Genomic DNA, 22,082 nt, shown 5'->3' on the forward strand with positions numbered 1-22,082 from the left:
GCATGATGGTGCGTCGCCGGTGGATCGCCGCGCTGGTGCTGGCGTTGGCCATCGCCGCCGGCTTCGCTCTGCTCGGCCAGTGGCAGCTGGACCGCGCCATCTCTTCCGGCGAGGTCGTGGAGCGCAGCACCGAGACCGTGCAGCCGCTCAGCGACACCGTGTCGCCGGATGGGCCGCCCGCGCAGGCCGCGGAGGGCCAGATGGTTCAGACGTCCGGCTCCTTCGTGGCCGGCGATGAGCAGATCATCAGCGGCCGGCACAACGGCGGCGAGACCGGCTTCTGGGTGGTCAGCCACTTCGTCACCGATGAGGGCGCCAGCATCGCGGTGGCCCGCGGCTGGACCGCCGACTCCGACGAGGCCGCCGCGGTCCGCGACCGGCTCGCCACGCAGATGTCGATCCTCTCGCTGCAGCCGCTCACCGGCCGGTTCCTCTCCTCTGAGGCACCCGGACTGCCGGACGAAGATGCCGATCCGCACACCATGACCACGGTGTCCACGGCGGCGCTGATCAACCTCTGGGCGAACTGGTCCGACCAGTCCGTGTACCAGGGCTACATCGTCGACACCGTCGCACCCGACGGTCTGGCGGTCATCGACTCCCCGGAGCCCGTCGTGGAGGTTCCGCTGAACTGGTTGAACATCTTCTACGCGCTCGAGTGGGTCGTCTTCGCCGGGTTCGCCGTTTTCCTCTGGTACCGCCTGGTGCGGGATGCCTGGGAGCGCGAGACCGAGGAAGCCGAGATCGCCGCCGGTTCGCCGGACGAGGCATCCGGCCCGGCCCCGGGCGCCGACCGGCCGCACGCGAACGCCCCGTAGAATTAGCCCATGCCACTTGAACCCAAGCCCGCCGACCTGCCCAGAATCCCCGGTGCGCTTCGGCTGTACCAGGTCTCGTCGATCATCACCGGTGTCCTGCTGCTGCTGCNAGTGATCGCCAAGTACTTCTTCGGCACCGAGCTTGAGGCCTTCGGCACCAATGGTTTGCTGGCCCTCGTGCCGGAGGGCACCGTGGCCGCCGTCAACCTGAGCACCGGTTTGCTGATCGTGCACGGCTGGTTCTACGTTCTGTATTTGTTCGCCGACTTCCGCCTCTGGAGCATCATGCGCTGGCCTTTCCCCACCTTCCTTCTGATCGCCCTTGGAGGCATCATCCCGTTCCTGTCCTTCTTCCTCGAGGTGAAGGTCGGCCAGCGCGTCACGGCCTACCTTGCCGCGCACCCGGTCGCCGCGGTCGAAAGCGGGGTCCGCGCATGAGCGCCGTGAACCCGATGGACGTCGTGGGAGCCGAGGGCGCCGAGGGCGCCGAGGGCCTCGAAAACCTGATCGGCACCGAGGAAGGCACCGCTCCCGTAGCGGCGTCCGGCGTCAGCCGCCCGGTGCTCGTGGTCGACTTCGGCGCGCAGTACGCGCAGCTGATCGCCCGGCGCGTGCGCGAGGCATCCGTGTACTCGGAGATCGTGGCGCACTCGATCACTGCCGCGGAGGTGGCCGAGAAGAACCCGATCGGCATCGTGCTCTCCGGTGGACCGTCCAGCGTCTACGCCGACGGCGCCCCCGCCTTCGACTCGGCCATCTTCGATCTCGGCATCCCGGTGCTGGGCATCTGCTACGGCTTCCAGGTGATGGCCACCGCCCTCGGCGGCGAGGTCTCGCACACCGGCCAGCGCGAATACGGCTCCACCCCGGTGGTCGTCTCCGACAGCGTCAACGCGCTGCTCGCCGACCAGCCCGCCGAGCAGGCCGTGTGGATGAGCCACGGCGACTCGGTGTCCAAGGCCCCCGACGGCTTCACGGTGCTCGCCTCCACGGTGTCGACCCCGGTCGCCGCGTTCGCCAACGACGAGCGCAAGCTCTACGGCGTGCAGTGGCACCCCGAGGTCAAGCACTCCGCGCACGGCCAGCACGTTCTGGAGAACTTCCTGCACCGCGCCGCCGGCATCCCCGCCGACTGGAACAGCGGCAACGTCATCGCCGAGCAGGTCGCGCTGATCCAGGCCCAGGTCGGCACCGGCAAGGTCATCTGCGGGCTCTCCGGCGGGGTCGACTCCGCCGTCGCGGCCGCCCTGGTGCACAAGGCCATCGGCGACCAGCTGGTGTGCGTGTTCGTGGACCACGGCCTGCTGCGCGAGGACGAGCGTCGCCAGGTCGAAGAGGACTACGTGAAGGCCACCGGCATCCGCCTCGTCACGGTGGATGTGCGCGAGCAGTTCATCTCCGCCCTCGCCGGGGTCAGCGACCCGGAGACCAAGCGCAAGATCATCGGCCGCGAGTTCATCCGCACCTTCGAGCAGGCTCAGGCCGAGCTCATCAAGGAGGCCGCCGAGATCGACGGCGACCCGATCCGGTTCCTCGTGCAGGGCACCCTGTACCCCGACGTCGTCGAGTCCGGCGGCGGCAGCGGCACCGCCAACATCAAGAGCCACCACAACGTGGGTGGCCTGCCCGAGGACCTGCAGTTCGAGCTCGTCGAGCCGCTGCGCGCCCTGTTCAAGGACGAGGTGCGGGCCATCGGTGCCGAGCTGGGCCTGCCCGCCGAGATCGTGCAACGCCAGCCGTTCCCCGGACCCGGCCTGGGCATCCGCATCGTCGGTGTGGTCACCCAGGAGCGCCTGGACCTGCTGCGTCAGGCGGATGCGATCGTGCGCGCCGAACTGACCGCCGCCGGCCTGGACCGGGAGATCTGGCAGTGCCCCGTGGTGCTGCTCGCCGACGTACGCTCGGTGGGCGTGCAGGGCGATGGCCGCACCTACGGCCACCCGATCGTGCTGCGCCCGGTGTCCTCAGAGGACGCCATGACGGCCGACTGGACCCGCCTGCCGTACGACCTGCTCGCGAAGATCTCCAACCGCATCACCAACGAGGTCGACGGTGTCAACCGCGTGGTGCTCGACGTCACGTCGAAGCCGCCGGGGACCATCGAGTGGGAGTAGGCGTCCCGCCGCTCCCGTAGCACCGGAAGCACCCTCGCCCTGCGCGAGGGTGCTTCCGTCGTTAGCCCTCGGCGCGGTATGCGGGTCAGGCGCCGTTATGCGCCTGGCGCGCCACCCGCATAACGGCGCCGTGCCCGCGTAGCCCGAATTGCGCTCTGGCGACCGCGAGACGACGAAAGGGCCGGCCCGTGGTGGGCCGGCCCTTTCGGGGTGTGCGAGGGGGCGCTACTCGCGGGCGATCATGAAGATGCGCAGCAGCTCGATGTAGAGCCACACGACGGTGACCATGATGCCGAACGCGCCGCTCCAGCCGTACTTGCGGGGAGCGCGGTTGTTGACGCCTTTCTGGATGAAGTCGAAGTCCAGCACCAGGGAGTACGCGGCCATGAGCACGGCCAGCACGCCGATGAGCAGGCCCAGCTTGATCTCGAAACCGGCGATCTCGATGCTGCCGCTGCGCATGCCGAACGCACCGTCAACGGCGCCGAACATCATCATGCCGAAGTTGACCAGGGAGAAGACGGCGTAGCCGATCATGGCGACGAGGAACACCTTGGTAGCCCGCTTCGACGCGCGGATCTTGCCGCTGGAGAACAGGGCCAGGGTGACACCGACGACCACGAGGGTGGCGATGACCGCCTGCACGACCACGCCGGGAGCGATCTGCTCGAAGATGCGCGAGATGCCACCGACGAACAGGCCCTCCAGCGCGGCGTAGGCGAGGATCAGGGGCGGCGACGGCTCCTTTTTGAAGGCGTTGACCAGGCCGAGCACGAGCCCGCCGATGGCACCGAGGATGACCAGGAACGGCATCACCGGGGTGAGCACCCACGCTGTCGCCGCGGCGGCCAGGAGGATCGCGAAGGCCAGGACGGTCTTGCCGATCGTGTCCTCGTAGGTCATCCGGTCGGTGTCCTGCGAACCGGCGGAGGGTGAGTTGTACAGCGCCTGCAGGTCGTTGTCGGAGAGCACCTTGGACGTTGCAACGGCGCCCGGAGCGCCGAACGCGGCGTTTCTAAATGCGGGGTTGGAGGTAGCCATGGTTTCCTGCCTAACAATCAGCTGGTGAGGGATGCGCGCCGGTGTTCGACGCGCGAGTCTGTACTTAAATCTACCGGATCAACCCGTAGTTTGCTGAGAGTCTACTCAGCCTTGGCGGGGCCGGGCAGGGCGGATGCGTCCGGCCCGGCCGGGATCGTCGGCCCCGCTCTGTAGACCGGTTCCGCCGGTTCCGGCGCCTCCGCGCCGCCCGCTGCCGCCGCCTGCCTGGCGGTGATCCGGCGCCTGCGCCAGAGCGCCAACGCCCAACCCAGCCACGCGCAGGCCACACTGGCCACGGACCCGCTCACCAACCCGACCCAGTTCTGGCCGTACTCGTTCAGGGCGCCCTTGAGCACGAAGCTCAGCGCGATCACCGGGATCAGCGCCAGGTAGCTGCGCCCCGGCCGGTGCCGGGCGAACAGCCATCCGGCCAGCAGCACCGCGAAGGCCCCCGCGAAGTCCGGCCCGGCGACGAGCACCAGCCCGGCCAGCAGGCACGGCAGGATCACGAGGAGCCGGCGCCAGAGAGCACCGGGCAGGATCAGCCAGCCAAGCAACTGCACGCAGGGCCCGACCAACAGGAACCACAGACTGTAGGTGCTGATCAGGTTGGTCAGGGCCACGCCGAGCACTATGGTGACCAAGCCCACCCCGTACCGCCAGCGGGGGTCGCCCCAGCGCACGCGCGGGGTCGGCTCCATCCGAGTGCTCATAACCAAAGATTCTGGCAGGCCGCGGCTAATGTTGGGACATGCCACCACTCGTGATCGCTCACCGCGGTGCCAGCGGCTACCGTCCGGAGCACACCGAGGCCGCGTACCGGCTCGCGTTCGCGCTGGGTGCCGACGCCGTGGAGCCCGACATCGTCGCCACCAAGGACGGCGTGCTGGTGGTGCGGCACGAGAACGAGATCTCGGGCACGACGGATGTGGCCGCCCACGCCGAATTCGCCGGCCGACGCACCGAAAAGGTCATCGACGGTGTAGCCCTGACCGGCTGGTTCACCGAAGACTTCACCTGGGCGGAGCTGCGCACCCTGCGCGCCCGCGAGCGGCTGCCCGCCCTGCGGGGCCTCAGCGCCAGCTTCGACGGGGTCTTCCCGATCCTGCGGTTGCGCGACGTGCTCCGCCTCGTCGACCGCGCGGAGGCGCCCCTGGACCGCGAGCTCGGCGTCGTCGCCGAGATCAAGCACGCCAGCTACTTCGAGTCCATCGGGCTGCCGCTGGACGAATTGTTCGCCGCCGAGGTCAACGAGGCCGGCTGGAACACCGGGGAGGGCCGGCTGACCATCGAGAGCTTCGAGCGCACCGTGCTGGCCCAGGTGCAGGCGCGCGGCGTTTTCGGCCGCCGGGTGTTCCTGCTCGAGGCCAGCGGAGCCCCCGCGGATCTCGTCGCCAGGTTCGGTGACCGGGCCACGACCTACGCGGAGTACCTCACCGACCTGGCGCTCTACCAGCTGGGCCATCAGGTCGACGGCATCAGCGTGCCCAAGTCCCTCATCCTCCACACCGGTGCCGACGGCAACGTCGACGGCGCCTCAGACCTGGTGGACGCCGCCCACGCCGCCGGCCTGGCGATCTACACCTGGACGCTGCGCCCGGAGAACCGGTTCCTCGCCCCCAGCTTCAGGGTCGGCACCCGCAAGGCCGACTTCGGCAACTGGCAGGCCGAGTTCCGCACGATCATGGACACCGGCATCGACGGCGTCTTCGCCGACCAGCCCGACCTGGCGGTCTTCGTTCGTGACGGGCTGCCCGCCGGGCTGCCGCATCCGCTCTCACCGGCCTGACGCCGTGCCCGCCGAGGGGCGGATGTCAGCGGCTGCGCCTAGAATTGGCTGGCCATGACTTTGTCTCCAGACCTGCCCAACGCCCCCGCGACCAGGTCGTCCGCGACCCCGATCATCCTCGACGGACGAGCGGGCCCCGACGCCGGTTCGCACGGCGGTTCAGAGCAGCAGAGCCCGCTCTTCGACGGCCTCAACCCGCAGCAGCTCGAGGCCGTGCGGTACCGCGGGCCCGCCCTGCTCATCGTCGCCGGCGCCGGCTCGGGCAAGACCAGCGTGCTCACCCGCCGGGTCGCCGGCCTGATCGAGAGCCGCGAGGCGTGGCCCAGCCAGATCCTCGCGATCACGTTCACCAACAAGGCCGCCGCCGAGATGCGCGAGCGGGTCAAGGCCCTGCTGGGCCAGGCGTCCGACGGTATGTGGATCAGCACCTTCCACTCCTCCTGCGTGCGCATCCTGCGCCGTGAGGCCGAGAGCGCGGGCCTGTCGGCGAACTTCAGCATCTACGACTCTGCCGACTCCAAGGTCACCATCAAGCGCATCATCAAGCAGCTCGACGCCGACACCCTCGGCTTCACGCCCGGCAACGTGGCGTCAAAGATCTCCAAGCTCAAGAACGAGTTGGCGGATGTCGACTCCTACGCCCGCAACGCGAACATGAGCGACCCGCAGGAGGTCATGTTCGTCGAAATCTTCCGCCAGTACACGCGACGACTGCGCGCGGCCAGCGCCCTCGACTTCGACGACCTGATCGGCGAGACCGTGTTCCTGTTCCGGGCCTTCCCCAAGGTCGCGGCGCTGTACCGGCGCCGGTTCCGGCACATCCTGGTCGACGAATACCAGGACACCAACCACGCCCAGTACGCGCTGGTGCGCGAGCTCACCCGCCCGATCGACGCCGAACTGGCCGACGACATGGAGGACCAAGGCCTGCACGTGAAGAACCTGCAGGACACCTCCGGGCAGATTCCCGGTGCCAGCCTGACCGTGGTCGGCGATTCCGACCAGTCCATCTACGCGTTCCGTGGCGCCTCCAGCCGCAACATCACCGAGTTCGAACGGGACTTCCCCGGCACCAAGGTGATCCTGCTGGAGCAGAACTACCGCTCAACCCAGAACATCCTCTCGGCCGCGAACGCCGTGATCGGCAACAACTTCGACCGCCGCGAGAAGCGGCTCTGGAGCGCCGGCGGCGACGGTGAGAAGATCGTGGGCTACACCGCGTACAACGGGCACGACGAGGCCCAGTTCGTCGCAGACGAGATCGAGGTGCTGCACCGCGCCGGCATGGCCTACCGCGACATGGCGGTGTTTTACCGCACCAACGCGCAGACCCGTGCGCTGGAAGAGATCCTGGTGCGCGCCGCGGTGCCGTACCGCGTCGTCGGCGGCACCAAGTTCTACGAACGCGCCGAGATCAAGGATGCGCTGGCCTACCTCGTCGCCGTGGCCAACCCGCTGGACGAACTGGCGCTCCGCCGTATCCTGAACACCCCGAAGCGCGGCATCGGCCCGGCCACCGAGACCCAGCTGGCCAGCTTCGCCGAGACCAACGGCATCTCCTTCCGCCAGGCCATGCGCGATTCCGGCGGCCTGGGCCTGGGCCCCAAGGTGACCGGGGCCATCCTGAAGCTGGCCACCCTGCTCGACACCGCCGCGCTCAGCCTCGACCCGGAGAACCCGGCCGGGGTCTCCAACGTCAGCGACCTGCTCACCTTCCTGCTTGACGGCAGCGGCCTGCTCGCGGTGCTGCGGGCCAGCCGCGACGCGCAAGACGAGGTTCGGGCGGAGAACATCGAGGAGCTCGTCGCCCAGACCAAGGACTTCAACCGGGAGAACCCCGATTCCGGCCTGGTCGACTTCCTCACCCAGGTGTCCCTCGTCGCCGCCGCGGACGACCTCGACGACGCCTCCGGCACCGTGTCGCTGATGACGCTGCACACCGCCAAGGGCCTGGAGTACGAGGCCGTGTTCCTCACCGGCGTCGAGGAGGGGCTGCTGCCGCACCAGATGTCGGCCGGCGAACCCGGCGGACCCGCCGAAGAACGACGCCTCTTCTACGTGGGCATCACCCGTGCACGACAGCGGCTGTACCTGTCGCTGGCGATGACCCGCGCCCAGTTCGGTGAGGTCAACGTGGCCATGCCCAGCCGTTACCTGCAGGAGATCCCGGCCGCCCTGATCGACTGGAAGCAGTCGCCGGGCATGGCCAACTCCCGCGGCGGCACCCAGCCCCGGGCGCTCAACGCGCGCCGCGACGGCGGCGGCTTCGGCAGCCGCAGCGGCACTCCGGGCCAGCTGCCGCCGGCGCCCAAGCCGAAGACCGAGTGGGCCAACCGCATCACCGCGCAGGTGCGCGACAACGGCGACCTCACCCTCAACGCCGGCGACCGCATCCGTCACGTCGACTTCGGTGACGGGCGGGTCAATCAGGTCACCGGGGAGGGCACGAAGCGCATCGCGCATGTGCAGTTCGACACCACTGGGGCAAAGAAACTGCTGATCAAGGTCGCCCCGATCGAGAAGATCGAGTGACGGCCCCGAACCACGACGATTCAGCGGATGCCCGCTCCCGGCCCGAAAGCCTGAGGCAGTGGTCACGGTCGCTGCGCGCCCTCGACCTGGAGGTCGCCACCCGGGCGACGCTGGCCATGGTGATTCCGCTCATTGTGCTGGTGCTCGTGGGGCGCATCGACTGGGCGGTGTACGCGTCGTTCGGCGGTATGACGGCTCTGTTCGGGCGCAGCGAACCGTACCGGCTGCGGGCCCGGTCGGTGAGCGTGGCGGCCGTCGGGATGGTCGGCAGCATCGGTTTTGGGCTCATACTGGCCGTCTTCGGGGCGCCTCTCGGCCTGCTGACCGCGGGCCTGATCGTGGTGTTGGTTCTCGGGGTGCTGCTTGTCAACACGATGGGACTGTTCCCTAGCACCGCGCTGTTCTTCGTGTTCGCCTACACAGTGTGCGCCCAGGTGCCCACCGAGCCCGACCAGGTGCTGAGCCGGCTGCTGGTGGGCCTGGTCGGTGCCGCCTTCGCCTGGATGGTGACCATGTCGGGCTGGTTGCTGCGCCGGGCCGCGCCGGAACGCTCGGCTCCGCTGTTCAAGCGGCTGCCGCGGCAGCCGCGCGTCAACCCGGCCGCGTACCGTGACGGCCGCGTCTGGCTGTCGATCGGGCAGATGGTGGTGGGCAGTCTGGTCGCCGGCGGCCTGGCCATCCTCGTGGGCATCGGGCATCCGTACTGGGCGGTCGTGAGCGTGGTGGCGGTGATGCCGCCGCCCGGCGCCAGGCACTCCACCTCCCGCGCCTTCCATCGCATCTTCGGCACCGCGCTCGGGGTCCTCGTCACAGCGTTGGTGCTCGTGCCAGGGCCACCCGTCTGGGTGCTGATCCTGGTGATCGCGATCGGCCAGTTCGGCGCCGAGATCCTGATCGGCAAGCACTATGGTGCTGCGCTGCTATTCATCACGCCGCTGGCGCTGACGGTGTCGCACCTGGGCAGTCCGGTGCCGGTGTCGGAGCTTCTGGTGGACCGGGTCGTGGAAACGGCGCTGGGCGGTGCCGTCGCCGTGATCCTCGTGGTGGCCACCCGCGCCGGCCTGGCCCGGGCAACCCGCCGGTCGGCCGTCACCCCCTGATCGACGCCTTGTCGGCGACCACCGACGAAGGTACGGTGTCCTGCATTGGAACCCGCGCGCTGCAGCCGCCCGGTCATCAACTCCCCGCACATCTCAACGCCGGCGCACGTCCGAAGGAGGCTCGATCATGACCCACGATTCCAACGGGTGGCCGCACGACCCCGAAGCGCTGGCCGATAACCGCGCCGTCGACGACCTGGAGATCCCCACAGACGAGGAGCTGCTCCCCGAGGCGGAGTACACCGCGCCGACCGTGGAAACCACCGACGAGTGGGGCGACGACGCCGACAACCGACTTGTCGACCTGGGCGAGGACACCGACGACGACGAGGTCCTGGACCACTGACCCTGGTCGGGCGGTGCGGCTGCGTTGCGCCCGGGCGACCTGCTCGTTGAGGGCCTCGTGCAGCTGACGGCCGTTTATAAGGACATCGGTCGGAAAAAAGGATCCGGTGTCCAATTCCGTCCTTGTAAAGTCACTTTTTCCCAAAAACAAGCCCTACCCATCAGCGGGACGCGCCGTTTAGCCGGGTGACCGCCGGAGGCACCCACGTGCCGTCGAGCACCTCGCGGCGTGGGCCGTACAGGCGCATCGTCACCCCGAGCGGCCCCAGCGGCGCCGGCAGCCAGTTGGCCACCAGGTCCTCCGCCGGCCGCTCGTGCTGCAGGACGAGGTCGAGGGACCCGTCGGCGTTGTAGTGCAGCGAGTCCCGGTCGCCGATCGCGAACCTGTCGATCGGGTTGGCGGCGGGGAAACCGTCCGCGTCGTACATGGTGAGGGACCAGAACGCCTCAACGGGCGGCAGCTCGTGCCTCTCGAAGTGCAGCCTGTACAGGTTCCCGCCGTCGAGGGGCCGACCATCGGCATCCGTCATGAGGATCGGGTACACCGCGTCCTCCGGCGGGTTCGCGCCGAGGCCCACCATCGCCACCACAGCGCGGGTGACGTAGTCGTTGCCGTAGTTGCCCATGGTCTTCACATTGAGCAACCACCCGTTCACGCGCCGGCCCAGCCGGGGCAGCGTGGCCAGCATGGTCGCCTTGGCCTCGGCCACCCCGTCTTCGAGCGCAGCGGTGTCCACCACATCCAGCCGCTCGCTGGCGAAGGGCAGGCCCGGCACGATGCCGAGGTTCCGGATCCGGGCCAGGATCGAGAAGTCGGTGTCGTGCGCCGGCACCGTCCGCAGCGCCGACGCGGCCCGTCGGAAAAAATCCACCCCGCTCAGCTGCGCCACCGTGCGCAGCGGCGCGGTGGCCGAGTCCACCGTCGGGTCCAGCGGGAACTGCACGTATTGCGGCGGCAGGGTGAGCGAGACCTGGTCCTGCAGCGCCCGCACCACCGGGTAGTCGCCGACACCGTTGGTCTGGAACCGCCCCACGACCCAGACATGCGGGGTGGGGGCGTGGATGAGTCCGTGGCCGTCCGGCGGCTCGCCCGCCCAGCCGGGCGGAACCACGAGGAGGTCCAGCGCCGCGGTGCCGGTGGTGCGCTTGCCCGGGTTGGCGAAGACCTCCGTCCACATGTCGATCAGCGGCAGCAGGTAGTACCGGTCGGCGGTGTCGGGTAGGTGAACCACGACCGGGCCCGAGCCGAGCTCGAGCCAGGCGATCGAATACAGGGTGTCGAAGTTGGGCCGCACGACGTCGCGGAAGTCGGCCGCCGGGAAGCTGCGGGTGTGCACGAAGGTGTTCTCGGGGCCGCGGCCGAAGATCCGCCCCGGCGCGGTGTTGATGCTCTGCTGCCGGGTGACCTCCATCAGCACCAGCGGGTACAGGTAGAGGTAGGCCTCCCCGGCCAGGGTCTTCGGGTCGATCGACAGGGTGCTCATTGGGTGCTCCTCCTGCGGGGTCGGGTCACGCCAGGGAAGCCCGGGCGAGCGAACCTTTCGCAGGCATTGTGGCCCAGCCCTGCGGCCGGGCACAGTGCGACCGCGAGTCTGGGCTCAATCAGCGAGTCGGGACGCGCGCCGCCGCACCGCGGCGACGCAGGCGCTGCACGAGCAGGACGACCGCGCGCCAACCGAGCAGGAACACCCCGAGGACGAGGAAGGTCACGAGAACGAAGCTCAGTTGCACGCCCTGGCCGCTGGCGATCCGCAGCAGCATGCCCACCACCACGGTGATCAGCCACAGGCCCAGCCCTGTCCAGACGATCTGCAGCGGCGCCCGCCAGGCGCGCAGCACCAGCCAGGCCACCACCAGTCCGGCCAGGAACGGCCACCAGGTGCCCAGCACACCCCAGAGCCCCTCGCCGTGGCTGGACCGGCCGATCGCCACGAACAGCAGCAGCAGGGCCGCATCCAGGCCGGCCGCAAACGAAATGAGGGCGAAGCTGGAGTTGCGATTGGGCATGGGCCCAGAATACCGGCGCTCGACCAGCGGGCATGGCCACTCATCTGAGAAGGTAGAGTTTGAGATGGTCAGTATCTCTCGACGTCGAGCTAGTTTTTGCGCCGGGAAGACCAGGCCACACCTACCCCATGCACGGAACGCTATGACGCGGATTGGAAGAGCAGCGTGGATCTTTACGAATACCAGGCCAGAGACCTGTTTGAACAGTATGGAGTCCCGGTTCTGCCGGGCATCATCGCAGACACGCCCGAGGAGGTGCGCGCCGCGGCCGAGAAGCTCGGCGGTGTCGTCGTCGTCAAGGCGCAGGTCAAGGTCGGCGGTCGCGGCAAGGCCGGCGGCGTGAAGGTCGCCAAGACCCCGGATGAGGCCGAGGCCGCCGGGCGCGCCATCCTGGGCCTGGACATCAAGGGGCACACCGTGCACCGTGTGATGGTCGCCGGGGGAGCCCGCATCAAGCAGGAGTTCTACTTCTCCGTGCTGCTGGACCGCTCCAACCGCTCCTACCTCTCGCTCGCCAGCTACGAGGGCGGCGTGGAGATCGAGGTCCTCGCGGTGGAGAAGCCCGAGGCGCTCGCCTACGTCGCCATCGACCCGACCGCCGGCATCGACCTGGCCAAGGCCACGGAGATCGCGCGTGCCGCGAAGTTCCCGGCCGAGCTGGTCGACAAGGTCGCCCCGGTCTTCGTGCAGCTGTACACGGTGTTCGCCGGCGAAGACGCCACCCTCGTCGAGGTCAACCCGCTGGTGCTCACCGAAGAGGGCGACATCATCGCCCTGGACGGCAAGGTCACCATCGACGAGAACGCCGGCTTCCGCCACCCCGGCCACGCCGACCTCGAGGACAAGGCCGCCGCCGACCCGCTCGAGGCCAAGGCCAAGCAGAACGACCTCAACTACGTGAAGCTCGACGGCGAGGTCGGCATCATCGGCAACGGCGCGGGGCTCGTCATGTCCACACTCGACGTGGTCGCCTACGCCGGCGAGGAGCACGGCGGCGTCAAGCCGGCCAACTTCCTCGACATCGGGGGCGGAGCATCCGCAGCCGTCATGGCCGCCGGCCTCGACGTCATCCTCGGTGACCCGCAGGTCAAGAGCGTCTTCGTCAACGTCTTCGGCGGCATCACCGCCTGCGACGCCGTGGCCCACGGCATCGTCGGCGCGCTCGCCACCCTCGGCGACGCCGCGAACAAGCCCCTCGTGGTGCGCCTCGACGGCAACAACGTCGAGGAAGGACGCCGCATCCTCAACGAGGCCAACCACCCGCTGGTCACCCTGGCCGCCACCATGGACGAGGGCGCCGCCAAGGCCGCCGAACTCGCCAACGCCGCCCGCTGATCGCGCCCGTCGAGATCAAGGAATAGGAAAAACATGTCAATCTTCCTCAACAAGGACTCCAAGGTCATCGTTCAGGGCATCACCGGCGGCGAGGGCACCAAGCACACCGCCCTGATGCTCAAGGCCGGCACCCAGATCGTCGGCGGCGTCAACGCCCGCAAGGCCGGCACCACCGTCACCCACGGCGACGTGGAGCTGCCCGTTTTCGGCACGGTTGCCGAAGCCATGGAGAAGACCGGCGCGGATGTCTCCATCGCGTTCGTGCCGCCGGCCTTCACCAAGGACGCCGTCATCGAAGCGATCGACGCCGAAATCGGCCTGCTCGTGATCATCACCGAGGGCGTGCCCGTGCAGGACTCCGCCGAGTTCTGGGCCTACGCCCAGGAGAAGGGCAACAAGACCCGCATCATCGGGCCGAACTGCCCCGGCATCATCACTCCCGGTGAAGCGCTCGTGGGCATCACGCCGGCGAACATCACGGGTAAGGGCCCGGTCGGCCTGGTCTCCAAGTCGGGCACCCTGACCTACCAGATGATGTACGAGCTGCGCGACCTGGGCTTCTCCACCGCCATCGGCATCGGCGGCGACCCCATCATCGGCACCACCCACATCGACGCGCTCGCCGCGTTCGAGGCCGACCCGGAGACCCTCGCGATCGTCATGATCGGCGAGATCGGCGGCGACGCCGAGGAGAAGGCCGCGGAGTACATCAAGGCTCACGTCACCAAACCCGTCGTGGGCTACGTGGCCGGTTTCACCGCACCGGAGGGCAAGACCATGGGCCACGCCGGCGCCATCGTCTCCGACGGAGCCGGGACCGCGCAGGGCAAGAAGGAGGCCCTCGAGGCCGCCGGGGTCAAGGTCGGCAAGACGCCGAGCGAGACCGCGACCCTGCTGCGCGAGGTTCTCGCCGCGCTGTAGACCGCACCAGACGACGAAGGGCCCGCCGATCCGGCGGGCCCTTTCTCGTGTGCGGGGCGGCGTGTACTATGCCCGCACACGACGGATGCGCTGGCTTCGAGAGGGGGACCATGTCCCGCAATGACTCCACGGTGCCGGTCCGGCCAGAGCCCGCCCCCACCTCGGGCAAGGGCCTTGCCGCCGGAAAATTGGGCTTGTTCGGCTCCACCGTCATCGGGCTCGCCTCCACGGCCCCGGTGTACTCCCTGGCCGCGACGCTGGGTTTCGTGGTGCTCGCCGTGGGCGCCCAGGCACCGGTGGTGTTCGTGATCGCGTTCATCCCGATGCTGCTGGTGGCGTTCGCGTACCGGGAACTGAACCGGGACATCCCCGACTGCGGCACGACATTCACCTGGGCGACCAAGGCGTTCGGCCCGTGGGTGGGCTGGATGGGCGGCTGGGGTGTGGCGGTGGCGGGCATCGTGGTGCTCGGTAACCTCGCACAGATCGGCGGCATCTACTTCTGGTTGCTGGTGGCGCCGGACCTGGCCGAGAACGAGCTCATTGTCACCGTCACCGGGGTGGTGTTCATCGTGCTGATGGTGTGGGTGAGCTACCGGGGCATCGAGATCGGCGAACGGCTGCAGAACGTGCTGCTGGGCTTCCAGTACCTCGCGTTGATCCTGTTCACGGTGTTCACCCTGTGGGCGGTGTTCGACGGCAGCGCGCCGGCCGGCTCCACCACCCCGCAGGCCGAGTGGTTCAACCCGTTCGCGCTCACCTCGTTCAGCGGGCTCGTCGAGGGCGTGCTGCTGGCCCTGTTCATCTACTGGGGCTGGGACACCTGCCTGTCGCTGAACGAGGAAACAAAGGATCCCAAACGGATTCCGGGCCAGGCGGCGGTGCTCACCACGCTCATCCTGTTGGTCACCTACGTGGGCGTCGCCGTCGCGGCGATGGCCTACGCCGGACTCGGCACAGAGGGCTTCGGCCTGGGCAACGAGGGCAACGCCGACGACGTCTTCTTCGCACTCAAGGACGCCGTGTTCGGGCCGTGGGCCTGGTTGCTCGTGGCCGCCGTGATGATCTCGGCCATCTCCTCGACCCAGACCACCATCCTGCCCACTGCCCGCGGCACCCTCGCCATGGCCGTCTACAAGGCCCTACCCCGCCGGTTCGCCCAGGTGCACCCGCGCTTCCACACCCCGTCGTTCTCCACCCTGATCATGGGCATCGTCGCGGTGGCCTTTTACGTGGGGATGACCCTCGTCAGCTCCAACATCCTCAACGACACCATCCTCTCTCTGGGCCTGGCGATCGCGTTCTACTACGCCATCACCGGCTACGCCTGCGTCTGGTACTTCCGGCACGACCTATTCACCAGCTGGCGCAACGCCTGGATGCGCTTCGTCTTCCCGCTGGTCGGGTCGCTGCTGCTCACCGCGGCGTTCGGGTTCTCGGTGTGGGACATGCTCGACCCCGACTACGGCTACACGGTGTTGTTCGGCGTCGGCGGTGTGTTCGTGGTGGGGGTCGGCTCGCTATTGTTCGGGGTGCTTCTCATGATCGTCTGGTCGTTCTTCTCCGGCGCCAAGCCGTTCTTCCGCGGTGAGTCACTCAACCGCGAAACCGCGGTCTTGGTGCCCGACGAGGACCTGCCGGTGATCCGGTCGGTAGACGGCGGGATCTGAGGCGTCGGATTCGCCGGAGATTCGGCCCGAGCGCGGCGGGGTAGGACGAACCCACAGCCCGCCCACGGTAAACTCCCTGCGGATATGAACCGGATAACGATTGCCCTGCTCGCCGCGCTCGAGGCGCTCATTGTCGTCGCCGTCGGCGTGGGCATCGCCCTGGTGCCGCTCACGATCCTGTGGGGCACCCACTACGGTCTGGCCATCGACTGGTTCGTCTTCTGGCGTGCCGCCGTTGACGTGTGGCTGCTCGGCAACGGCGTCGACCTCGCGGTGCAGCTGCCCGTCGAGATGTCGGCGTCGCTGGGGCTGGCCGGCTCCGAACTCCCCTTCACCCTGGGTATCGCCCTGCTCGGTTTCGCCCTGCTCGCGGTGCTGCTCGGTGTGCGCACCGGCCGCCGCGCGGCTGGCACCGAGTACAGCCTGACCGCGGCGGGCGTGGCCGTTCTCAGTTATGGGCTGCTCGCCGCGCTGCTCACCTTCTCCGCCGGAACCGCCGTCGTCACGCCGGCGCCCGTGCAGGGCATCCTGCTGCCCACCCTGGTCTTTGCCACCGGCGTGCTGATCGGTCTGGTCTGGGCGAACCGGGCCACCGGAACGCTCCTGCCCGGCTGGGCTAGCCGCCCGGTCGGTGACCAGCTGGCCCGGATCCCCGCCGAGACGCGCAGCCAGCTCGTCGCGGCCCTCCGCGGTGGCACCGCCGCCGTCGCCGGCATCATGATCGTCTCCGGCCTGGCCGTGTTCGTGTCGGTGCTGGCCAATTTCGCCACCGTGATCGGACTTTACGAGACCCTGCAGGCCGGTGTTATGGGCGGCATCGCCCTCACGATCGGGCAGCTCGCCTTCATCCCGAACGTCGTCGTCTGGGCGGCCAGCTGGTTCGTCGGCCCCGGTATCGCCCTCGGCGCCGGCAACAGCGTCTCACCGCTCGGCACGACGCTCGGCGCGGTGCCCGGCCTGCCGCTGCTCGGCGCACTGCCGCACGGCACCCTGGAGTTCGGTTTCCTGGGCCTGCTCGTTCCGGTGCTGCTCGGATTCGTGGTGGCGGTGCTCGTTCGGCAGAGCGTCGACAAGCGCGCCAACGCCCCGCACGGCACGGCGCGGATGCTCGTCACCGGTGCGCTGATGGGTGTCGTCGCCGGCATCCTGCTCGGCCTGCTCGCCTGGTGGTCCGCCGGGGCGATGGGGCCGGGGCGCCTCGCCGAGGTGGGGCCCAACCCGCTGCTCGTCGGGGCGTTGACCACCCTGGAGGTGGGCGTCGCCGCCGCACTCGGTATGCTCGTCGGTGGCCGACGAGCCCGGAGCACGGGCTCAGGTGCCGAGGAACTCTCAACGAAACGGTAGGCTCGGATGGTGCTGTCACTGGTCGTATTGATCTCCGGCGGAGGATCGAACCTGCGCGCGCTTCTCGAGGCGTCCGGTGACGCCGAGTTCCCCGCCCGGGTGATCGCCATCGGCGCCGACAGGGACGCCGAGGGGCTCGCCCTCGGTGAGGAATTCGGCCTCCCCACCTTCACGGTGCCGTTCGCCTCGTACGCCAACCGCGACGCGTGGGGCGACGCCCTGCTCGAGCAGATTCAGCAGTGGCAGCCCGACCTCACCGTGCTCAGCGGCTTCATGCGCCTGTTGCCGCCGAGGGTCGTTGGCACGCTTTCGCCGCACCTGATCAACACGCACCCCGCCTACCTGCCCGAGTTCCCCGGCGCCCACGGGGTGCGCGACGCGCTCGCCGCCGGGGCGACCCAGACGGGTGCCAGCATCATCGTTGTCGACAACGGAGTGGACGACGGACCGATCGTGAGCCAGGAACGGGTGCCGGTGCTGCCCGACGACACCCAGGACTCGCTGCACGACCGCATCAAACTCGTCGAACGCCGCCTCCTCGTGCAGGCCGTGCTCGACATCGCCAACGGACACGTCGATCTCAAGGAGCAATCCCCCATATGAGCGGTCACACCAACGCCCGGAGCCTCTACCGCGACCGGGATGTCATTCCCGTGCAGCGCGCACTGATCTCGGTTTCCGACAAGACCGGCCTGGTCGAACTCGCCAACGCCCTGGCCGCCGCCGGGGTGGAGATGATCTCCACCGGCTCCACCGCCGCCACCATCCGCGCCGCCGGCCACGACGTGACGGATGTCGCCGCGGTCACCGGGTTCCCGGAGTCGCTCGACGGCCGGGTGAAGACCCTGCACCCGAGCGTGCACGCCGGCATCCTCGCCGACCTGCGCCTCGAGGCGCACGAGAACCAGCTCGCCGACCTGTCGATCGCCCCGTTCCAGCTCGTCGTGGTGAACCTGTACCCCTTCGTCGAGACCGTCGAGTCCGGTGCGGAACCCGCCGACGTGATCGAGCAGATCGACATCGGCGGACCGGCGCTGGTTCGCGCCTCCGCCAAGAACCACCCCAACGTGGCCATCGTCGTCGACCCGGAGAATTACCCGGAGATCATCGCGGCCGTTGCCGCCGGCGGCAGCACCATGCGCCTGCGCCAGAAGCTGGCCTCGCTCGCGTTCGAGCACACCGCCAACTACGACCTGAGCGTGTCGGCCTGGTTCACCGAGAACGTCTACGACCAGTGGCAGGACGACTCCGAGACGCTCGGCGAGGAGATCCTCGAGGTGATCGACGCCCTCGTCGGCGACACCGACGATGACCCGACCGACGCACTGTTCCCGGACACCCTCGCCATCGAAGCCACCCGCGGCGCCGTGCTGCGCTACGGCGAGAACTCCCACCAGGCCGCCGCGCTATACCTCGGCGAGGGCGGCCAGGGCATCGCCCAGGCCAAGCAACTGCACGGCAAAGAGATGTCGTACAACAATTACGTCGACGCGGACGCCGCAGTGCGCGCCGCCTTCGACTTCAGCGAACCGGCCGTGGCCATCATCAAGCACGCCAACCCGTGCGGCATCGCCGTTGCCAACCCCAAGGCGCCTGACGCCATCGCGTCGGCGCACCACCGCGCGCACGACTGCGACCCGGTCTCCGCGTTCGGCGGGGTCATCGCCGCCAACCGGGTGGTCACGCTGGGCATGGCCGAGACGGTCAGCCAGATCTTCACCGAGGTTCTCGTGGCTCCCGGTTTCGAGCCGGCCGCGTTCGAGCTGCTCTCGGCCAAGAAGAACATCCGTCTGCTCGAGCTGCCGGCCGACTACCGTCGTTCGTCGCTGGAGCTGCGCCAGATCTCCGGCGGCCTGCTCGTACAGGAGACCGACACCTTCGACACCCTGGACACCTCCGAGTGGCGCCTGGTGTCGGGCCCCGAGGTGGATGCCGCCACTCGCGCCGACCTCGAGTTCGCCTGGAAGGCCTGCCGCGCGGTGAAGTCCAACGCGATCCTGCTCGCGCACGCCGGCGCATCCGTCGGTGTGGGCATGGGCCAGGTCAACCGGGTGGACTCGTGCCACCTGGCCGTGAGCCGGGCGGGGGAGCGGGCCGAGGGCGCCGTGGCCGCGTCCGACGCGTTCTTCCCGTTCGCCGACGGCCTCGAGGTGCTGCTGGAGGCCGGCGTGACCGCGGTCGTGCAGCCCGGCGGTTCGGTGCGCGACGAAGAGGTCATCGCCGCGGCGACGGCAGCCGGCGTGTCGATGTACTTCACCGGGGAGCGTCACTTCTTCCATTGATGCGCGGCTTAAGCCCGCTTGTGAACGCCGACCCGGCATCGCACTCGTCGTTTCATTTCCGTCTCCCTCGAATCGAGGAGGCGCCGAACGCGGGGCGATCCGGCTGCGATGCCGCCGGCCGTGACGCCACCGGCGTCGTCTGTAGCACGGTATCCCTGACGGGGAGTCAGAACAATCGGCAGGTTTGGGACCAGACCCAGTCACAGCCGATCGAACCTCGGTGACGTTGTGGTCGTTCCCAGTGTCGGACTGCCATGATGGGAGATTCACGTGACACCGCCGTTGCAGACCTCATTTAGACCTGACACGGAAGGCCACTTGTGATCGACATTTTCGGGCTGTCCCTGCCCGCCTTCCCGGTCGCCGTTGTCGCGGCGATCGTTATCGCCCTCGCGATCACCGCGATCACCGCGTTCGCCTTCCGCATGGTCGGCAAGCGCAGGGCCTGGGCGCGTGTGCTCGTGCAGCTGATCCGGGTGCCGTTCCGCATGACCGTGCTGATCGGCGCGCTCTGGCTGGCCGTCGCCGGCTACCTCGATGTGCCCGCCGACTTCGACGTGCTGCTGGGCTTCATCTTCCGGACCCTGTTCATCGGCAGCGGCACCTGGCTGCTCTGCGCCGTGCTCTACTACGCGGAGGAGATCGCCGCCAACCGGTACCGCATCGACGTGCGTGACAACCGGGTGGCCCGGCGGGTGCGCACTCAGCTGCGGATGCTGCGCCGCATCGGCGTCGTGGTCATCATCATCTGCGCCATCGGCACCGTGCTGCTGAGCATCCCCGGAGCCGCGACGGTGGGCGCGAGCCTGTTCGCCTCCGCCGGCCTGCTCAGCGTCGTGGCCGGTCTGGCCGCCCAGTCCACCCTGGCCAACATTTTCGCCGGCATGCAGCTCGCGTTCAACAACGCTCTGCGGGTCGACGACGTCGTGATCGTCGAGGAAGAGTGGGGCAAGATCGAGGAGATCACCCTCACGTACATCGTTGTGCACATCTGGGATGACCGGCGCATGGTGCTGCCGTCGACCTACTTCACCACCACGCCCTTCCAGAACTGGACCCGGCACAACAGCGAGCTGCTCGGCCAGATCGACTTCGACCTGGACTGGCGGGTCAACCCCGCCGCGATGCGCGAGGAGCTGAACCGTGTGGTCGCCCAGACCGATCTCTGGGACGGCCGGGCCGTGGTGCTGCAGGTGACGGACGCCGTCGGCGGCTACGTGCGTGTGCGGGTGCTCGTGACGGCGCAGGACGCGCCGACCCTGTTCGACCTGCGCTGCTTCGTGCGGGAGAACCTGATCGACTGGGTCAACGCCGAGAACCCAGATGCCCTGCCGCTGAACCGGGTCGAGGTGCGCCAGCAGCCGGACACCCCGCCAGTGCGCCCGTCCAGCCACGCGCGCAAGCCCGCGCGCCCGGTGATCGAGGCGCCCGGACTGTTCTCCGGCAACGACGGCGGCAAGGAACGCGCCCAGCACTTCACCGAATCGATCACCGTGCAGGACTGGGAGGACGCCCCCGAGGCTCTCCCCGCGCCCCGCTAGGTTCCACGCTCCCTCTGTCGGTTCGCCGACTTGCCGCATCCTGCCCTTTCGCGCCGCGTGAAAGGGTACTTTGCGGCAGGTGGCGGATGCGGCGGCCGACGGGGGCTTCATGGGCAACTATTCGTCGGCGGTTAGGCTGTCCGCATGACAACCTCCGGCGACTCAGGCCTCCGTGTCGACACGACATCCACGGGCACCGCCAGGCGCGCACTCGTGCGCCGGCCCGCGGACAGTCTCGCGGAGGGGCAGATCACCCACATCGAACGTCTGCCGATCGACCTGGACCTGGCCCGGGCGCAGTGGGCCGGCTACGTGGCGGCGCTGCGGCAGGAGGGCTGGATCACTACCGAGGTGGATCCGGCGCCCGACCAGCCCGACTCCGTCTTCATCGAGGATGCCGTGATCCTGTTCGGCGGCACGGCCGTGCTCTCCAGCCCCGGTGCGCCCAGCCGGCGCGGCGAGACGGCCGGCGCCGAGGCGGCCGTGCGCGCCCTGGGCCTCACGGTGCGCCGGCTCGACCTGCCCGGCACCCTCGACGGCGGTGATGTGCTCAAGGTGGGCGCCACCGTCTACGTGGGCCAAAGCCTGCGCACCAACGCCGAGGGCGCCGCGCAACTCGCCGCCATCGTCGAACCGCTCGGCTACACCGTCGTCCTGGTTCCGGTGACCCGCGCCCTGCACCTCAAAACCGCGATCACCGCCCTGCCGGACGGCACCATCATCGGCCACCCGCCGCTCGTGGACGACCCGGGCCTGTTCGAGAGGTTCGTGCCGGTGCCCGAGGCGGAGGGCACCGCCGTCATCGTGCTCGACGAGCACACCCTGCTGATGTCTGCCGCGGCGCCGCGCACCACCGAGCTGCTCACCGGGCTCGGCTACCGGGTGGTGACCGTGGACATCACCGAATTCGAGAAACTCGAGGGCTGCGTCACCTGCCTGAGCGTGCGGGTGCGCTGACCCGGCCAACGGCGGATGCGGGCCCGCGGCCCGGAAGCGCGCCAGGGGCAACCCGCACCCGAGAATTGGTGCTTGCGCCTGAGCCGCCCGTTGTCCTATCCTGAAAGGCTGCCTGAAAAGGGGGGCACAAGACGATGACACGAAACACTCAGGAGGCCGACATGACAAAGACAGCTCGCACCAGGTACGCAGCGATTGCGACCGGCGCTGCCTTCGTCCCGGCGCTCCGACTCGCCTCCGCCTAAGGGCCCGGCCAGAGAACCCCGCCGCCCGCGCCCGCGCGGGC

The 22,082-nt window shown here is 68.9% G+C and carries 19 protein-coding genes; 15 read left to right on the forward strand and 4 right to left on the reverse strand.

Annotated elements, in window-relative coordinates:
* The first annotated feature begins 2 nt into the window (after positions 1-2).
* The 3 genes from E3O42_RS06140 to guaA all read left to right on the forward strand — a co-directional run bounded on the left by E3O42_RS06140 (position 3) and on the right by guaA (position 2,932).
* Complete coding sequence (locus E3O42_RS06140) at positions 3-818, forward strand: SURF1 family protein (RefSeq protein WP_241984672.1); 816 nt, start codon at positions 3-5, stop codon at positions 816-818.
* Between the two features lie 9 nt (positions 819-827).
* Entirely contained in the window at positions 828-1,256 is a 429-nt protein-coding gene (locus E3O42_RS06145) for a DUF3817 domain-containing protein (RefSeq protein WP_134453096.1), read from the forward strand.
* On the forward strand, positions 1,253-2,932 hold the full coding sequence (gene guaA, locus E3O42_RS06150; RefSeq protein WP_255454967.1) for a glutamine-hydrolyzing GMP synthase: 1,680 nt from the start codon (positions 1,253-1,255) through the stop codon (positions 2,930-2,932). Before E3O42_RS06145 ends, guaA begins: the two co-directional genes overlap by 4 nt.
* Before the next feature lie 225 nt (positions 2,933-3,157).
* Here the strand turns inward: guaA and E3O42_RS06155 are convergent, their stop codons facing one another.
* Positions 3,158-3,973, reverse strand: a complete 816-nt coding sequence (locus tag E3O42_RS06155; RefSeq protein WP_134453097.1) for a Bax inhibitor-1/YccA family protein — start codon at positions 3,971-3,973, stop codon at positions 3,158-3,160.
* A 101-nt stretch (positions 3,974-4,074) separates the two neighbouring features.
* Entirely contained in the window at positions 4,075-4,686 is a 612-nt protein-coding gene (locus E3O42_RS06160; protein ID WP_134453098.1) for a hypothetical protein, read from the reverse strand.
* A gap of 38 nt (positions 4,687-4,724) precedes the next feature.
* Between E3O42_RS06160 and E3O42_RS06165 the strand changes: the two genes are divergently transcribed.
* From E3O42_RS06165 to E3O42_RS06180, 4 genes are all read left to right on the forward strand, one after another.
* A complete protein-coding gene (locus E3O42_RS06165; RefSeq protein WP_134453099.1) occupies positions 4,725-5,762 on the forward strand; it encodes a glycerophosphodiester phosphodiesterase family protein in 1,038 nt (345 codons plus the stop codon).
* A 54-nt stretch (positions 5,763-5,816) separates the two neighbouring features.
* Positions 5,817-8,294 carry an ATP-dependent helicase gene (locus tag E3O42_RS06170; RefSeq protein ID WP_134453100.1) on the forward strand — a complete coding sequence of 826 codons (2,478 nt, stop codon included), beginning with the start codon at positions 5,817-5,819 and terminating at the stop codon, positions 8,292-8,294.
* Complete coding sequence (locus tag E3O42_RS06175; protein ID WP_134453101.1) at positions 8,291-9,394, forward strand: FUSC family protein; 1,104 nt, start codon at positions 8,291-8,293, stop codon at positions 9,392-9,394. Before E3O42_RS06170 ends, E3O42_RS06175 begins: the two co-directional genes overlap by 4 nt.
* Before the next feature lie 127 nt (positions 9,395-9,521).
* Complete coding sequence (locus E3O42_RS06180; protein ID WP_134453102.1) at positions 9,522-9,740, forward strand: hypothetical protein; 219 nt, start codon at positions 9,522-9,524, stop codon at positions 9,738-9,740.
* Between the two features lie 160 nt (positions 9,741-9,900).
* Here the strand turns inward: E3O42_RS06180 and E3O42_RS06185 are convergent, their stop codons facing one another.
* Positions 9,901-11,223 carry a DUF1254 domain-containing protein gene (locus E3O42_RS06185; protein WP_134453103.1) on the reverse strand — a complete coding sequence of 441 codons (1,323 nt, stop codon included), beginning with the start codon at positions 11,221-11,223 and terminating at the stop codon, positions 9,901-9,903.
* 118 nt (positions 11,224-11,341) lie between these two features.
* The gene (locus E3O42_RS06190; RefSeq protein WP_134453104.1) at positions 11,342-11,746 is read right to left on the reverse strand and encodes a DUF3054 domain-containing protein; all 405 of its coding nucleotides are present in this window, start codon (positions 11,744-11,746) and stop codon (positions 11,342-11,344) included.
* 165 nt (positions 11,747-11,911) lie between these two features.
* Between E3O42_RS06190 and sucC the strand changes: the two genes are divergently transcribed.
* The 8 genes from sucC (at position 11,912) to ddaH (ending at position 21,796) form a co-directional block, all read left to right on the forward strand.
* A complete protein-coding gene (gene sucC / locus E3O42_RS06195; RefSeq protein ID WP_134453105.1) occupies positions 11,912-13,081 on the forward strand; it encodes an ADP-forming succinate--CoA ligase subunit beta in 1,170 nt (389 codons plus the stop codon).
* Positions 13,082-13,114: 33 nt separating this feature from the next.
* Positions 13,115-14,002, forward strand: coding sequence for a succinate--CoA ligase subunit alpha (gene sucD / locus E3O42_RS06200; protein ID WP_066597484.1), 888 nt, complete (start codon positions 13,115-13,117; stop codon positions 14,000-14,002).
* 110 nt (positions 14,003-14,112) lie between these two features.
* Complete coding sequence (locus tag E3O42_RS06205) at positions 14,113-15,672, forward strand: APC family permease (RefSeq protein WP_134453106.1); 1,560 nt, start codon at positions 14,113-14,115, stop codon at positions 15,670-15,672.
* An 84-nt stretch (positions 15,673-15,756) separates the two neighbouring features.
* The gene (locus E3O42_RS06210; protein WP_134453107.1) at positions 15,757-17,016 is read left to right on the forward strand and encodes a cell division protein PerM; all 1,260 of its coding nucleotides are present in this window, start codon (positions 15,757-15,759) and stop codon (positions 17,014-17,016) included.
* 9 nt (positions 17,017-17,025) lie between these two features.
* Positions 17,026-17,619 (forward strand): phosphoribosylglycinamide formyltransferase, encoded by a 594-nt coding sequence (gene purN / locus E3O42_RS06215; RefSeq protein WP_134453108.1) that lies wholly within the window; start codon positions 17,026-17,028, stop codon positions 17,617-17,619.
* Positions 17,616-19,298, forward strand: coding sequence for a bifunctional phosphoribosylaminoimidazolecarboxamide formyltransferase/IMP cyclohydrolase (purH, locus tag E3O42_RS06220; RefSeq protein WP_134453109.1), 1,683 nt, complete (start codon positions 17,616-17,618; stop codon positions 19,296-19,298). Before purN ends, purH begins: the two co-directional genes overlap by 4 nt.
* Before the next feature lie 320 nt (positions 19,299-19,618).
* A complete protein-coding gene (locus E3O42_RS06225) occupies positions 19,619-20,839 on the forward strand; it encodes a mechanosensitive ion channel family protein (RefSeq protein ID WP_241984670.1) in 1,221 nt (406 codons plus the stop codon).
* Between the two features lie 144 nt (positions 20,840-20,983).
* Entirely contained in the window at positions 20,984-21,796 is an 813-nt protein-coding gene (gene ddaH / locus E3O42_RS06230) for a dimethylargininase (protein ID WP_134453110.1), read from the forward strand.
* The last annotated feature ends 286 nt before the right edge of the window (positions 21,797-22,082 follow it).

Source organism: Cryobacterium adonitolivorans (genome assembly GCF_004402695.1).
Lineage (GTDB): Bacteria > Actinomycetota > Actinomycetes > Actinomycetales > Microbacteriaceae > Cryobacterium > Cryobacterium adonitolivorans.